Source organism: Plantactinospora sp. DSM 117369, from assembly GCF_053764795.1.
In genome coordinates, this window is the sequence record NZ_CM132446.1 from 1 (window position 1) to 15,467 (window position 15,467).

General features: G+C 70.8%; 9 protein-coding genes and 1 pseudogene. 8 read left to right on the forward strand and 2 right to left on the reverse strand.

From position 1 onward, the window contains the following. The 5 genes from dnaA to ACSMXO_RS00025 all read left to right on the forward strand — a co-directional run bounded on the left by dnaA (position 1) and on the right by ACSMXO_RS00025 (position 6,788). Positions 1 to 2,070 (forward strand): chromosomal replication initiator protein DnaA, encoded by a 2,070-nt coding sequence (gene dnaA / locus ACSMXO_RS00005; protein WP_455416258.1) that lies wholly within the window; start codon positions 1 to 3, stop codon positions 2,068 to 2,070. 760 nt (positions 2,071 to 2,830) lie between these two features. Next, a complete protein-coding gene (gene dnaN, locus ACSMXO_RS00010) occupies positions 2,831 to 3,964 on the forward strand; it encodes a DNA polymerase III subunit beta (RefSeq protein ID WP_346262369.1) in 1,134 nt (377 codons plus the stop codon). A 26-nt stretch (positions 3,965 to 3,990) separates the two neighbouring features. Next, positions 3,991 to 4,863, forward strand: coding sequence for a phosphogluconate dehydrogenase (NAD(+)-dependent, decarboxylating) (gene gnd / locus ACSMXO_RS00015; protein ID WP_346262368.1), 873 nt, complete (start codon positions 3,991 to 3,993; stop codon positions 4,861 to 4,863). Between the two features lie 4 nt (positions 4,864 to 4,867). Then, the gene (gene recF / locus ACSMXO_RS00020) at positions 4,868 to 6,043 is read left to right on the forward strand and encodes a DNA replication/repair protein RecF (protein WP_346262367.1); all 1,176 of its coding nucleotides are present in this window, start codon (positions 4,868 to 4,870) and stop codon (positions 6,041 to 6,043) included. Next, positions 6,033 to 6,788, forward strand: coding sequence for a DUF721 domain-containing protein (locus ACSMXO_RS00025; RefSeq protein WP_455416259.1), 756 nt, complete (start codon positions 6,033 to 6,035; stop codon positions 6,786 to 6,788). Before recF ends, ACSMXO_RS00025 begins: the two co-directional genes overlap by 11 nt. Positions 6,789 to 6,915: 127 nt before the next feature. Here the strand turns inward: ACSMXO_RS00025 and ACSMXO_RS00030 are convergent. Together ACSMXO_RS00030 and ACSMXO_RS00035 are read right to left on the reverse strand one after the other, a co-directional pair. Continuing rightward, positions 6,916 to 8,106: pseudogene (locus ACSMXO_RS00030) on the reverse strand (MFS transporter); the annotation flags it as partial. A 353-nt stretch (positions 8,107 to 8,459) separates the two neighbouring features. Further along, positions 8,460 to 9,014: a hypothetical protein gene (locus tag ACSMXO_RS00035; RefSeq protein ID WP_346261110.1), complete on the reverse strand. Its 555-nt coding sequence runs from the start codon at positions 9,012 to 9,014 to the stop codon at positions 8,460 to 8,462. Positions 9,015 to 9,605: 591 nt separating this feature from the next. On the opposite strand from ACSMXO_RS00035, the gene gyrB reads away from it, so the two are divergent. From gyrB to ACSMXO_RS00050, 3 genes are all read left to right on the forward strand, one after another. After that, positions 9,606 to 11,549 (forward strand): DNA topoisomerase (ATP-hydrolyzing) subunit B, encoded by a 1,944-nt coding sequence (gene gyrB / locus ACSMXO_RS00040; RefSeq protein ID WP_346261109.1) that lies wholly within the window; start codon positions 9,606 to 9,608, stop codon positions 11,547 to 11,549. Positions 11,550 to 11,718: 169 nt separating this feature from the next. Beyond that, entirely contained in the window at positions 11,719 to 14,244 is a 2,526-nt protein-coding gene (gene gyrA / locus ACSMXO_RS00045) for a DNA gyrase subunit A (RefSeq protein WP_455416260.1), read from the forward strand. Between the two features lie 3 nt (positions 14,245 to 14,247). Then, positions 14,248 to 15,312, forward strand: a complete 1,065-nt coding sequence (locus ACSMXO_RS00050) for a DUF3566 domain-containing protein (protein WP_455416261.1) — start codon at positions 14,248 to 14,250, stop codon at positions 15,310 to 15,312. Positions 15,313 to 15,467 lie beyond the last annotated feature (155 nt).

Genomic DNA, 15,467 nt, shown 5'->3' on the forward strand with positions numbered 1-15,467 from the left:
GTGGCCGACACGATCGACCTTGGCGCGGTGTGGGCGGCGACGACCGAGGAACTGGCCGACGAGATTATTTCGGCCCAGCAGCGCGCCTATCTCCGGCTGACCCGTCTGCACACCATTATCGAGGACACCGCGCTGCTCTCCGTACCGGACGCCTTCACCCGGGACGTGATCGAGTCGCGGCTCCGCCCGGCGATCACCGAGGCACTCTCCCGCCGGCTGGGCCGGGCCGTCCAGGTGGCGGTCACCGTACGGCCACCCGAGGACGGCCAGGTGCGCCCGGCCGGTACCGGCTATTCGGCCGGACCCGAACCGGCGGGGATGGCCGTACCCCCGGGGTATCCCGGATCCGGCGGCCCGTCGGGCTATCCCGGAGCCGAGCCGGCCGGCGGATACGACGGCGCCGACCCGCCAGGAGGCTACGCCGAGCCGGATCCGGCCGGTGGATACGGCGACCGCGAGCCGGCCGGGTACGCCGACTCCGACCCGACCGGCGGATACCGGGCCGAACCGCTCCGCTTTCCCGGCGAGGCCGAGCGCGAGTACCCGGTACGACCGGAGCAGGAGTTTCCGGCCGGCCCTCGCGCGGAGCCACCCGAACACCGGAACCCGGTGCCGGACCAGACCGGCGGGCGCAAGCCCCCGACGTTCACCGGCTCGGCTCAGGTGCCGTCCGGCGCTGCGGGACGGCCGCCCGGTCGCCCCGACCCGGCCCGGGGCAACCTGATTCCGGCCAGCCGGGACGGCCAGGAGCCGCTCTTCAGCGCGCCCTATCCCGAGCCGTACCGGCCGACCGCCCCGCACCAGGAGCGGCGCGGCTTCGACGAGCGGGGGACCGACACCGGCGACCTGGGTCAGTTCGGCGACCACCGGCCGGCGGACCGCCGCTACCACGACACCCGGGACGGTGCCGGACGGCTCGGGCCGGGTCGGGACGGCGGCCCGGACAACGGCCCGGGGCGGGGCGGCGGCAACGCCTTACACCGTCCGGGTGGTCGGGACGACCGCCGGCCGGGCGGGGTCGGCGGGGCCGGAGACGTCGGCGGCAACCGGCTGAACCCGAAGTACATGTTCGAGACCTTCGTCATCGGCTCGTCCAACCGGTTCGCCCACGCGGCGTCGGTAGCGGTCGCCGAGTCGCCGGCCAAGGCATACAACCCGCTGTTCATCTACGGCAGCTCCGGGCTGGGCAAGACCCACCTGCTGCACGCCATCGGGCACTACGCGACGACGCTGGGCAACGCCCGCTCGGTCCGGTACGTCTCGACCGAGGAGTTCACCAACGACTTCATCAACTCGCTCCGGGACGACAAGACGAGCGCGTTCCAGCGCCGCTACCGCGACGTCGACATCCTGCTGATCGACGACATCCAGTTCCTGGAGAACCGCGAGCGGACCCAGGAGGAGTTCTTCCACACCTTCAACACCCTGCACAACGCCAACAAGCAGATCGTGATCACCTCGGACCGGAAGCCGAAGGACCTGGCGACGCTGGAGGACCGGCTGCGTACCCGGTTCGAGTGGGGCCTGCTCGCCGACATCCAGCCGCCGGACCTGGAGACCCGGATCGCGATCCTGCAGAAGAAGGCGGCCCAGGAGCGGCTCTTCGCCCCGCCGGACGTCCTGGAGTTCATCGCCTCCCGGATCGCCAACTCGATCCGGGAACTCGAGGGGGCGCTGATCCGGGTGACCGCGTTCGCGTCGCTGACCCGGTCCCCGGTCGAACTCTCGCTCGCCGAGGAGGTGCTCCGGGACTTCATCCCGGACGGCTCCGGGCCGGAGATCACCGCGGACCAGATCATGATCTCCACCGCCGACTACTTCGGGGTGAGCCTGGAGGACCTGCGTGGGCAGTCCCGGTCCCGGGTACTGGTCAACGCCCGGCAGGTGGCGATGTATCTGTGCCGGGAACTGACCGACCTGTCGCTGCCCCGGATCGGCCAGGCGTTCGGCGGACGCGACCACACCACCGTGATGCACGCCGACCGGAAGATCCGGCAGCAGATGGCGGAACGCCGCTCGCTCTACAACCAGATCGCCGAGCTGACGAACCGGATCAAGCAGAACACCTGACCCGACCGACCGAACCGGCGAGGGCCGGGTACGGGCCGACCCGGTCCGTACCCGGCCCTCGGTCGTGATCCGGGGCCCTCGACGACGATCGTCCGGCCCTCGGTCGTACCCAGGGCCGCTCGTTGTACCCAAGCTGTCCACAGCCAGTTGTCCACCGCCGGTGGATAACCTCGGTTCGGCTTCGCACCGGGAACCCACAACCTGTGGACAGAGGTTGGGGAAACGTGTGTGGACAGTCACCCAGCGTCACATGGTTGTCCACCACTCACGGCGGGCTGTGTACGGGCTGTTGAAGGTTCTGGGGACGGTGCCTGTCGATCTCCGCCCGGCTGTACCCACAGATGGGGAAAAGCCGGTGGGTAACCCGGTGGACGACCGGTGGACAAGCGTGGAAAACCCCGCCGACGGCGGCGGCTGTGGATCGCGAGCCCGGTTTCGGCCCCGGTTGTCCACACCTCGCACACCGGTGGAGAAGCGGCTGACCTGCGCAGAGGCCGCTCCTCCACAGTTTGCACAGCACCGATGAAGACGATTGAGTTATCTCTTCAAGAGAACAAAAACCAATCATCGGCGTTGGGCATCCTGTGGACTCTTTTGATCCGTCGTACCCATGGGTCAAGATCTGCCGAAGTACCGGGGTCGGGCGCACAGCCGATGTGGCCGGGTCCTAAGGTGCGATGCAGGGCCGCACGGTTGGCGGGGCCGGAAGGCGGCCGCCGGCATGAGACAGTTGTCGCTGACGTCGATCCGGAGGCATGGCATGAAGTTCCGCGTGGAGCGTGACGCGCTCGCCGACGCCGTGGCGTGGACCGCGAAGAGTCTGCCCAACCGTCCCTCGGTGCCGGTGCTGGCCGGCGTGCTGCTCCGGGTCGGTGAGGGTGGGCTGCACGTCTCGGGCTTCGACTACGAGGTGTCCAGCCAGGTGACCGTCGACGTGCAGAGCGAGGCGGAGGGCGCGGCGCTGGTCTCCGGCCGGCTGCTGGCGGAGATCACCAAGGCGCTGCCGGCCAAGCCGGTGGACATCGCCGCCGCGGGGGCGCATCTGGAGCTGGTCTGTGGCAGCGCCCGGTTCACCCTGCCGACGATGCCGGTCGAGGACTACCCGACCCTGCCGGAGATGCCGGGCAGCGCCGGCACCATCGACGCGGCCACCTTCGCCGCCGCGGTCGGCCAGGTCGCGATCGCCGCCGGCCGGGACGAGACGCTGCCGATGATGACCGGCGTACGCATCGAGCTGAACGGCTCGACCCTGGCGATGCTCGCCACCGACCGCTACCGGCTGGCGCTGCGTGAGATCGAGTGGCGGCCGGACGACCCGGAGGTCAGCATCAACGCGCTGGTGCCGGCCCGGACCCTGCACGACACCGCCAAGGCCCTCGGGCCGATCGGCGGCGACGTCACGATGGCGCTCTCCCAGGGCGCGGCCGGCGAGGGCCTGATCGGGTTCGCCGGTGGCACCCGCCGGACCACCAGCCGGCTGCTGGACGGCGCCAACTACCCGCCGGTGCGCTCGCTCTTCCCGGCCAGTTCCAACGCGGAGGCCCGGGTCTCGGTCGCCGCGCTCGTCGAGGTCGTCAAGCGGGTGTCGCTGGTCGGCGGCCGGACCACGCCGGTGCTGCTCAACTTCAGCTCGGACGGCCTGGTCGTCGAGGCCGGCAGCACCGAGGAGGCCCGGGCAAGCGAGGCGATGGACGCCACCTTCACCGGCGAGCCGCTTACCATCGGTTTCAACCCGCAGTACCTGATCGACGGACTCCAGAACCTTGGCTCGGCGCTGGCGGTCTTCTCCTTCGTCGACGCCTTCAAGCCTGCGGTGATCTCGCCCTCCACCGAGGATGGGGAGATCATCCCCGGCTACCGCTATCTGATCATGCCGATCCGGGTCACCCGCTGATCGCACCGGTTCTGGAAGGAAAGTTCATGCAACTCGGCCTGGTGGGCCTCGGCCGGATGGGCGGCAACATGCGCGAGCGACTGCGCGCCGCCGGGCACGAGGTAGTCGGCTACGACCAGAACCCGGCGCTCAGCGACGTGGCCAGCCTGGCCGAACTGGCCGAGAAGCTGGCCGCACCCCGGGCGGTCTGGGTGATGGTGCCGGTGGCGTACACCGAGCCGACGGTCGACGGGCTGATCGAGGTGCTCTCCGCCGGCGACATCGTCATCGACGGCGGAAACTCCCGGTTCAGCGACGACCTGCCCCGGGCGGAGAAGCTCGACCGGCACGGCATCGGCTACATCGACGTCGGCGTCTCCGGCGGCATCTGGGGGCGGGAGAACGGCTACGGCCTGATGGCCGGCGGCGACGAGCAGCATGTCGGGCGGTTGATGCCGATCTTCGACGCGCTCAAGCCGGAGGGTGAGTTCGGCTTCGTGCACGCCGGGCCGGTCGGCGCCGGGCACTACGCCAAGATGGTGCACAACGGCATCGAGTACGGCCTGATGCATGCCTACGCCGAGGGCTACGAGCTGCTCACCGCCTCCGAACTGGTGACCAACGTGCCGGGGGTGTTCAAGTCCTGGCGGGACGGCACCGTGGTCCGGTCCTGGCTGCTCGACCTGCTCGACCGGGCCCTCGACGAGGACCCGGAGCTGTCCCAGCTCAGCGACTACACCGAGGACACCGGCGAGGGACGTTGGACGGTGGACGAGGCGGTCCGGCTCGCCGTGCCGCTGAATGTGATCACCGCCTCGCTCTATGCCCGGTTCGCCTCCCGCCAGGACGACTCGCCCGCGCTGAAGGCCGTCTCCGCACTGCGCCAGCAGTTCGGCGGACACGCCGTCCGCAAGCACTGACCCGGTGTACGTCCGCCGGCTCGAACTGGTCGACTTCCGCTCGTACGAGCGGGTCGGGGTCGACCTGGAGCCGGGCGGGAACGTGCTCGTCGGCCCGAACGGGGTGGGCAAGACCAACCTCGTCGAGGCGCTCGGCTACGTGGCGACGCTGGCCAGCCACCGGGTCGCCACCGACGCCCCGCTGGTCCGGGCCGGCGCCGCGACGGCGGTGCTCCGGTGCGCGATCGTGCACGAGGGCCGGGAGCTGCTGGTCGAGCTGGAGATCGCCCCGGGTCGGGCCAACCGGGCCCGGTTGAACCGCTCACCGGCCCGCCGGGCCCGAGACGTGCTCGGCGCGCTGCGGCTGGTGCTCTTCGCCCCGGAGGACCTGGAACTGGTCCGGGGTGACCCGGCCGAGCGGCGGCGCTACCTCGACGACCTGCTGGTCAGCCGGATGCCCCGGTACGCCGCCGTCCGCGCCGACTACGAGCGGGTGGTGAAGCAGCGCAACGCGCTGCTGCGTACCGCCTATCTGGCCCGGAAGACCGCTGGTGGGCGGGGCCGGGCCGCCCGCGTCGATGCCGAGCGCCCGGCCGAGGGCGGCGGTGACCTGTCGACCCTGGCGGTCTGGGACACCCACCTGGCCCGGCACGGGGCGGAGCTGCTGGCCGGGCGGCTGGAGCTGGTCGCCGCGCTCGGCCCGCACGTGACCAAGGCGTACGACGCGGTGGCCGCCGGGCGGGGCGCGGCGTCGGTCGCGTACCGCCCGTCGGTGGAGCTGCCCGACCCGGTGCCGGACCGGTCGGCGCTGGAGGGAGCCCTGTCGGCCGCGCTCGCCGAGTCCCGGTCGGCCGAGATCGACCGTGGCATGACCCTGGTCGGGCCGCACCGCGACGAGCTGACCCTGACGCTGGGCACCCTGCCGGCCCGGGGGTACGCGAGCCACGGCGAATCCTGGTCGTACGCGCTGGCGCTCCGGCTCGCCGCCTACGATCTGCTCCGCGCCGACGGCGTCGAACCGGTACTGGTGCTGGACGACGTCTTCGCCGAGCTGGACAGCGGCCGCCGGGAACGCCTCGCCGAACTGGTGGCCGGGGCGAGCCAGCTCCTGGTCACCTGCGCGGTCGCCGACGACGTGCCGCAGGCCCTGCGAGGCGCCCGCTACGAGGTCTCCGACGGGCAGGTGTTCCGTGCCGACTGACCCGCGGACACCACGTCCGGGCGCGGAACCGCGCGGCTCCGATGACGGCAGTGGCCGGGCCCGCAGCAGGCCGACGGCGCGGTCCTCCGCCGACCGGGCCACCCCGGCCGAGCCGACACCGCCATCAGACGCTGCGCAGGCCGATCCGGCACCGCCGGCCGGAGACGGTGAACTGGCCGGTCCGGCGCTGGCCCGGGCGGTCCTCGACGCCGCGCTCGCGAAACGGAGGACGCCCGGCCCGCGCCGGCGTACCCCTGGCGGAGCCGACCTGGACGCGGCGCCGACGGCCGACGGGGCGGCAGGCGGCCCCGGCGGTGCCGGCTCGACCGCCGGTCGGCCGGGCGGGCAGCGGCGCCGGCCGCGCGGCTACTCCGGCCCGGGGCCGGATCCCCGCGATCCGCAGCTGTTCGGTACGGTGCTGGCCCGGCTGGTGAAGGCCCGGGGCTGGCAGCAGCCGACCGCCGAGGCGACCGTCTTCGGCGCCTGGGAACGGGTGGTCGGGCCGGACGTGGCCCAGCACAGCCGCCCGGTGAAGCTGGAGAACGGCGAGCTCACGGTCGAGGCGGAGTCCACGGCGTGGGCGACGCAGCTCCGGCTGCTCGCCGGCTCGCTGCTGCGGCAGATCGCCGCCGTGGTCGGGCACGGCGTGGTTCGTCGGCTGCATGTGCACGGCCCGACGGCACCGTCCTGGTCGCGAGGTCCGCGGCGGGTGCGAGGACGTGGCCCTCGGGATACGTACGGCTGAGCCGGACCGACGGGATGCGCCGGGCGAACCGGCTGACCGCGAGCCGGCGCCGGACGGCGCCGGAGCGGGCGGCCGGCAGCGCGAGCCGGCCCGGTGCGGGTCCGGCGGGCGCCGGCTCGCGGCGGGACAGTGCCAGGCCGGCCCAGACCGAGGCGAGCAGGCCGACGCAGCCGGCGAGGACCAGGGTCTGCCGGGGACCGGCGTGCTCGGAGAGCCAGCCGAGGACCGGCGCGCCGACGGCGGCCGCGACCGAGCCGGTCACCGCGATGGCGGCCAGCACCCGGCCCCGCATGGCGCCGTCGGTGTCGAGCTGGGCCCGGGTGCCGACGGTGGTGTCGATGATCACCGCGGCGGCGGCGATCGGCAGGATCGCGACGGCGAAGGTCCAGATCCCCGGGGCCAACCCGGCGACCGCCTGCAACACGCTGGCGGCCACCCCGGCACCGACCAGGAGCCGGTAGCTGAGGTCGCGCCGGCGGGCGGCGGCCAGCGCGCCGAGCACCGTGCCGACCGCGAAGACCGTGGAGAGCAGCCCGTACCCGCCGGCTCCGCCGCCGAGCGGGCCGGCGCTCATCGCCGCCATGGTGACCTGGTAGTTGCGGCCCAGGCTGCCGAGTACGAAGGCGAGTGCGAGGGCGGTCAGCACGACCGGCTGCCGGCAGAGGTAGCGCAACCCGGCGCGTACGCCGTGCCGGTCGCCGCCGCCTTCGGCAGCGGCGGCCTCCGGCTGGTGCAACTCCCGCTGGCGTACGGCGAGCAGCCCGGCGACCACCGCGGCGAAGCTGACGGAGTTGATCACGAACAGCATCGCCGGCCCGGTGGCGGCCACCACGACCGCGCCGACGCTCATTCCGAGGATCCGCCCGGCGGAGTTGGTCAGCGAACCCAGCGCCAGGGCGTTGCCGAGGGTCTCCCGGTCCACCATGGTCGAGCCGTACCGGCCCATCACCGGTCCCTCGATCGCCGAGAGCACGCCGCTGACCAGCGAGATCAGGTAGATCGTCGACATCTGCGGCGCGTCCGACCAGGCCACCGCGGCCAGCCCGGCGGCGAGTCCGGCGTGCCCGACCTGGGTGGCGACCAGCAGCGGCCGGGCGGGCAGCCGGTCCGCCAGCGCGCCGCCCCAGCCGCTGAGCAGCAGGGTGGGCAGCGCCTGCAGCAGCACCGCCAGCCCCATGGAGGTGGCCGAGCCGGTCTGCTGGAGGACGTACCAGTTGACTCCGAGCACCTGCATCCAGGTGCCGATCACTGAGACGAAGCCGGCACCGGCCCAAATCCGGTAGTTCCGATGGCGCAGCGCCCCGAACGTCGTACGCAAGGCCGCGAACCCTCCCCGTTGGTCGGCGGCGAACGCGGTACGTCCTGACGCCGTGGCCCTATGTCACCGAGACGTGACTCTCTGGGCGACGGGCAAGTCTGACTTCTGCTCCGCCCCGCCGTGCAGGGGGCGATGAGCTGCGTCACGCCGTACCGCCGCACAATCGACGATTCGGGCCAATAGCGGCGTACCCGTTCGGAGGAGGGGAGGTCGGTCGGGCGCCCGGGGAGGGTGGACGGACCACTCCCGTCCGCCAGCCCAGCCGTCGTCCAACGCTCCGGTGTCTGCGCCAGAGTCGGTGGCGGAGCCGGTTCAGGCGGGAGCCGGTTCAGGCGGGAGGCGGGAGGCGTCGGTCAGGAGTCGGCGTAGACGGCGAAGCCGCGTTCGGCGCACCGGCGGTAGAAACCGGCCAGCACGCCCAGTTCGGAGCGGGAGAAGCTCCACTGCGGCGGCGCACCGGACTCGTCGCGCAGCGCGTCGAGCCGGCTGTCCAGCCAGCGCAGTTGCTGTTCGGCCAGGCGGCCGCCGGCCAGCGCGGCCCGCAGTACGGCGCTGACCGTGTCGAAGGTCACCGAGTCGCCGTACTCCCGGTGCCCGTCCACGAAGCGCTCCAGGCCGCCGGCGATCCAGGCGCAGCCGTCCGGGTCGATCACCGGGTCCTCGTCCTCGGCCGCGGCCTCGGTGGCGTAGAGCACCCCGTCCAGCCCGAGCAGCAGGTCGACCAGTTCGGTGTAGGCGGTCGCCCGGACCGAACCGTTCTTGGCGATGTATCCGGCGAGGGCCGCGGTCGGGGCGGCCACCTCGGGCGAGTCGGCCAGCTCGCCGAAGTCGACGAACTCGGCCGGGGCGACCGGGTCGTAGAAGCGGCCGGTCCGCGGCCAGCGCACCGCGACGTTGTCCAGCCCCATCGGGCGTCACCTCTCCATGCACCTGACGAAACCGGTCGTTGGGACCGTCCGATGCGCTTACCGGGCATCCTGGCCACGGAGCTTACTTCCGGCGTCGCCAAGTTACGGCACCGCTCACCCTCCGCGCGACCCCCCGGGTCGGCGTGCGCCGAACGACCGGTCCGAGATGGCTCCGGCTGGGCGGGGACGACCAGGCTGGGAGGTGTCGGCCGGCGACGGTACGGCGATGCCGGAAACCGCCCCCGATTCGATCTCAGGCGTGTGGGGGGAGTCGTGGGCGAGGGGGTACGGCCGCCTACGAGGTTCTCAGGGCGCCGCGCAGGGGTGCCGCATACCCAATATGTCATCTGGGCACAGTAAGATTGATAGCGAGACGACGACACGGTGTGGAGCGGAGACCGGGCCCGGGGTGGTCCGGCCGGCACCGCACCGGGTCCGAGCCGATCGCGATCCGTGGGCAGCCGCGGCGACCGGCGCGTTCGACCGTACCCGGAATTCCTCGTGGTGCCGGCCCGCGCGCCTGTCGTGGGCCGCCCACCAAACCCGCGCTCCCGCGCCGCACGGCGCGGACCGCGCGAGAAAGTGGCCAAGGTGGCAGCGCAGAAGAAGCAGGAGTACGGCGCCGAGTCGATCACCGTTCTGGAGGGCCTGGAGGCCGTTCGCAAGCGGCCCGGTATGTACATCGGATCGACCGGTGAGCGCGGTCTGCACCACCTTGTCCAGGAGGTCGTGGACAACGCCGTGGACGAGGCGATGGCCGGCTACTGCGACACCATCGAGGTGGTGCTGCTCGCCGACGGCGGCGTCCGGGTCACCGACAACGGGCGGGGTTTCCCGGTCGACCTGCACCCGAAGCTCAAGAAGCCGGGTGTCGAGGTGGCGCTGACCGTGCTGCACGCGGGCGGCAAGTTCGACGGCAAGGCGTACGCGGTCTCCGGCGGCCTGCACGGCGTCGGCGTCTCGGTGGTCAACGCGCTCTCCACCCGGATGTTCGTGGAGATCCACAAGGACGGCTACGTCTGGCGCCAGAGCTACACCAACTCCAAGCCGTCACCGCTGGAGAAGGGCGAGACCACCAACACCAGTGGTTCGGCGGTCTCCTTCTGGCCCGACGCGGACGTCTTCGAGACCGTCGACTTCTCCTTCGAGACCATTTACCGGCGGCTCCAGGAGATGGCCTTCCTCAACCGGGGGCTGACCATCCAGCTCCGCGACGAGCGGGTGCGGGAGGAGGACGGCAAGCCGCGCGAGGTGACCTTCTGCTACAAGGGCGGCATCGCCGACTTCGTCCGGCACCTCAACGCCTCGAAGAACCCGATCCACAAGACCGTGGTCGAGTTCGGCGCGGAGGAGGACGGCATGGCGGTCGAGATCGCCATGCAGTGGAACGAGTCGTACGGCGAGTCGGTCTACACCTTCGCCAACACCATCAACACGCACGAGGGCGGCACCCACGAGGAGGGCTTCCGGTCCGCACTGACCAGCGTGGTCAACCGGTACGGCACGGACAAGAAGCTGCTCAAGAGCGACGAGAAGCTCTCCGGCGAGGACATCCGGGAGGGGCTCGCGGCGATCATCTCGGTCAAGCTGACCAACCCGCAGTTCGAGGGGCAGACCAAGACCAAGCTCGGCAACACCCCGGTGAAGAGCTTCGTGCAGCGGGTCTGCAACGAGTGGCTGGTCGACTGGTTCGACCGGAACCCCGGCGAGGTCAAACTGATCATCACCAAGGCGACCCAGGCGGCCCGGGCCCGGATCGCGGCGCAGCAGGCCCGCAAGCTGGCCCGGCGCAAGTCGCTGCTGGAGTCCGGCTCGATGCCGGGCAAGCTGGCCGACTGCCAGTCCACCGACCCGCGCGAGTCCGAGGTGTTCATCGTCGAGGGTGACTCGGCGGGCGGCTCGGCGAAGCAGGGCCGGGATCCGCGTACCCAGGCGATCCTGCCGATCCGGGGCAAGATCCTCAACGTGGAGAAGGCCCGGATCGACCGGGTGCTGAAGAACAACGAGGTCCAGGCGCTGATCACCGCGCTCGGTACCGGCATCCACGACGACTTCGACATCGAGAAGCTGCGCTATCACAAGATCGTGCTGATGGCCGATGCCGACGTCGACGGGCAGCACATCCAGACCCTGCTGCTGACCCTGCTGTTCCGGTTCATGCGGCCGCTGGTCGAGCTGGGCCACGTCTACCTGGCCGCACCGCCGCTCTACAAGATCAAGTGGAACCGCAAGGGCGACGACGCCCAGTACGCCTACTCCGACCGGGAGCGGGACGGGCTGATCGCACTGCGGCAGCAGAAGAAGCCGAATGCCAAGCCGGACGACATCCAGCGGTTCAAGGGTCTGGGCGAGATGAACTACCCGGAGCTGTGGGAGACCACGATGAACCCGGCGACGCGTACGCTCCGCCAGGTCACCCTGGACGACGCCGCGACCGCCGACGAGCTGTTCAGCGTACTGATGGGCGAGGACGTGGAGGCGCGCCGCTCGTTCATCCAGCGCAACGCCAAGGACGTCCGTTTCCTCGACATCTAGTGGCGGTACGGCGGCTCCCGGCACCGGCCGGACCGGCCGGGTCGAGATCTCCGACCCGGCCGAACGGCCGACCGGGACCCGCCGTTCCACACAGTTATCCACAGCTTCCACGGTTTCCACAGCCGTTATCCACAGCGGAATGCGGCTTTGAGTCTGATAAGGGTTGACAGTGACGGATACTCCCGAGTCCTCCGCTAACGAGCCGGAGCAGGAAGCGGCCGCCAGCGCGGTCGCTCAGCACGACCGGATCGAACCGGTCGGGCTCGAGGTGGAGATGCAGCGCTCCTACCTCGACTACGCGATGAGCGTGATCGTCGGGCGGGCGCTGCCGGACGTACGGGACGGGTTGAAGCCCGTACACCGGAAGATCCTCTACGCCATGTTCGACTCCGGTTACCGGCCCGACCGGGGGTACGTGAAGTGTTCCCGGGTGGTCGGCGACGTGATGGGTCAGTTCCACCCGCACGGCGACTCGGCGATCTACGACGCGCTGGTCCGGATGGCCCAGACCTGGTCGCTGCGCTACCCGCTGGTCGACGGCAACGGCAACTTCGGATCGCCGGGTAACGATCCGGCTGCGGCGATGAGGTATACGGAATGCAAGCTTGACCCGCTGGCCATGGAGATGCTCCGGGACATCGACGAGGACACCGTCGACTTCCAGGACAACTACGACGGCCGGGCCAAGGAGCCGACGATCCTGCCGTCCCGGATCCCCAACCTGCTGGTGAACGGTTCCGAGGGCATCGCGGTCGGCATGGCCACCAAGATCCCGCCGCACAACCTGCGGGAGATCGCCGACGCGGTGCAGTGGTGCCTGGAGCACCCGGACGACGACGAGGCCACCACGCTCGACGCGCTGATCGGGATCGTGAAGGGGCCGGACTTCCCGACGCACGGGCTGATCGTGGGGACCACCCCGATCCAGGACGCGTACCGGACCGGGCGCGGCTCGATCCGGATGCGCGCGGTGGTGGAGGTCGAGGAGGACAAGAAGGGCCGGACGAGCCTCGTCGTCACCGAGCTGCCGTACCAGGTCAACCCCGACAACCTGGCCGAGCGGATCGCCGAGCTGATCAAGGAGGGCAAGCTCGCCGGGATCGCCGACATCCGGGACGAGTCCTCCGGGCGTACCGGTATGCGGATCGTGCTGGTGCTCAAGCGGGACGCGGTCGCGAAGGTGGTGCTGAACAACCTCTACAAGCACACCCAGCTTCAGGAGACTTTCGGCGCCAACATGCTGGCCCTGGTCGACGGGGTGCCGCGCACGCTCAACCTGGCCCAGTTCATCCGGCACTACGTGGGCCACCAGATCGACGTGATCCGGCGGCGGACGGCGTACCGGTTGCGCAAGGCCGAGGAGCGGGCGCACATCCTGCGGGGTCTGGTCAAGGCGCTGGACGCGCTCGACGAGGTCATCGCCTTGATCCGGCGGTCACCGACGGTGGAGGAGGCCCGGCAGGGCCTGATCCAGCTCCTCGACATCGACGAGGTGCAGGCCACCGCGATCCTGGACATGCAGCTCCGCCGGCTCGCCGCGCTGGAGCGTCAGAAGATCATCGACGAACTGGCCAAAATCGAGCTGGAGATCGCCGACCTCAAGGACATCCTGGCCAAGCCGGAGCGGCAGCGGAAGATCATCTCCGAGGAGCTCGGCGAGATCGTGGCCAAGTGGGGCGACGAACGGCGGACCAAGATCGTGCCCTTCGAGGGCGAGGTCTCGATGGAGGACCTGATCGCCCGCGAGGACGTGGTGGTCACCATTACCCGGACCGGGTACGCCAAGCGGACCAAGGTCGACCTCTACCGCTCGCAGCGCCGGGGCGGCAAGGGGGTCAGTGGCGCGACGCTGCGTCAGGACGATATCGTCAGCAACTTCTTCGTCTGCTCCACGCACGACTGGATGCTCTTCTTCACCAATAAGGGGAGGGTCTACCGGGCCAAGGCGTACGAGTTGCCAGAGGCCAGTAGGGTGGCGAGAGGCCAGCACGTGGCCAATCTGCTCGCCTTCCAGCCCGACGAGCAGATCGCCCAGGTGATCGAGATCCCGGACTACCAGGTCGCACCGTACCTGGTCCTGGCCACCAGGAACGGTCTGGTGAAGAAGACGAGGTTGGAGGAGTTCGATTCCAACCGCTCCGGCGGCATCATCGCGATCAACCTCCGCGACGAGGACGAGCTGGTCGGAGCGGCGCTGGCGGGACCCGGGGACGACCTCCTGCTGGTGTCCAAGAAGGCGCAGGCGATCCGGTTCAACGCCACCGATGAGGCGCTCCGGCCGATGGGTCGGGCCACCTCCGGCGTGATCGGAATGCGATTCACCGACGACGACGTGCTGCTGGCGATGGAGGTGGTCCGCGAGGGCATGGATCTGGATGTCCTCGTGGCGACGAACGGGGGTTACGCGAAACGTACCCCGATCGAGGAATACCCCGTGCAGGGTAGGGGAGGTAAAGGGGTGCTGACCGCGAAGATCACAGAGCGCCGCGGCGGTCTGGTCGGCGCGGTCGTCATCAGCCCGGACGACGAGCTGTTTGCCATCACCAGCAACGGCGGCGTGATCCGGACTCCGGTGAAGCCTGTACGCCGAACGCGTGACCGGAACACAATGGGGGTCAAACTGATGGACCTACCAGACGGCGTGACTATTGTGGCGATTGCTCGCAATGCCGACGAGCCTGACGAACAGGACTAGTTGATGACGGAGACACAGGCGAAGTCGGGGGCTGCGGGGACCTCGACCAACCCGGTCGACGAGGAGGCCGCCGCGGGCGGTGCACCAGCGACCGGCCGCGCGGCCGTCGGCCGGGCGATGGTCAGCGCCGACACGCCGTCCCCCAAGTTCACCCGGGCGCCGGGCATGCCGCCGCCACCCGACCAGCTGCCCGAGGAGTCGACCACGCCGTCGGCCGGGGCGGCCGAGGACGGAGAACCGGTGTCTGCCACGACGGAAGCCGCGACTGCCGCGACGTCTCCGGCGGCGACCGCCGCGGCTTCCCGAGGCAGTTCCGGGGTGAACCGCTCCGATCAGGCGGGCAACAGCGATGCGACCGTGACGAGCCGGCTGGACCAGCCCGGCGAGGCGGTCCGTACCGAGCGGATTCCCGGCCGGACCGACCGGCCGGGCTCCTCTGGTGCCGCCCCCGGCGCCGAGGCGACCCAGCCGATCTCCGGCGGCACGCCGCAGGGCGCGTTCCGGCCGGGCCGGGCCGGTGGGAGTGCCCAGACAACACCGGGCACCGGCCGGTTCGGCCTCGGCGGCGCGGCGGCGCGTACCGCGACCGGAGCCGCGGGCGCGGGTGCGCCCGGTGGCGCCGGCGCGGTCGGTGCGGCCCGGGTGACCGAGGCGGTCCGCGCCGCCCGCAGTACGGTCAGCTCCGCCGCCTCGCGTGGTCCCCGTCGGGCCCGGCTGAACCTCAAGCGGATCGACCCGTGGTCCGTGATGAAGTTCTCGTTCGCGGTCTCGCTGGTGCTGTTCATCGTGGTGATCGTCGCGACCTCCGTGCTCTACCTGGCGCTCGACGCGATGGGCGTCTTCGACAGCGTGAACGGCACGTTGACCGACATGATCAGCGCGAGTGGCGGGCAGGGCACCGGCGACACCTTCCAGATCACGGCCAAGGGCGTCATCCTTACCTCCGGTCTGATCGGGCTGGTGAACGTGGTGCTGTTCACCGCGCTCGCCACCCTCGGCGCGTTCATCTACAACGTCTGCGCCGACCTGGTCGGCGGCGTCGAGCTGACCCTCGCCGAGCGCGACTGAACGGTCGACAGCAGCTTCGCCGATGCCGGGGCGCCGCAAAGCGGTGGCCCCGGCATTCGCCGTTCCGGTACGGTCTGCGTCGTAGCTGGTACGACGGCTCGGGTCGGCGAACCGCCGCCCCGAGTTGGGATCGGCACCGGAGGTACGGTAACCTT

What these genes read in the sequence shown, in the direction of transcription:
- ACSMXO_RS00035 (WP_346261110.1), bottom strand. Translation starts at nt 9,014, where the DNA reads ATGGGGCTGGACAACGTCGCGGTGCGCTGGCCGCGGACCGGCCGCTTC.
- gnd (WP_346262368.1), top strand. Translation starts at nt 3,991, where the DNA reads ATGCAACTCGGCCTGGTGGGCCTCGGCCGGATGGGCGGCAACATGCGC.
- ACSMXO_RS00050 (WP_455416261.1), top strand. Translation starts at nt 14,248, where the DNA reads ATGACGGAGACACAGGCGAAGTCGGGGGCTGCGGGGACCTCGACCAAC.
- dnaN (WP_346262369.1), top strand. Translation starts at nt 2,831, where the DNA reads ATGAAGTTCCGCGTGGAGCGTGACGCGCTCGCCGACGCCGTGGCGTGG.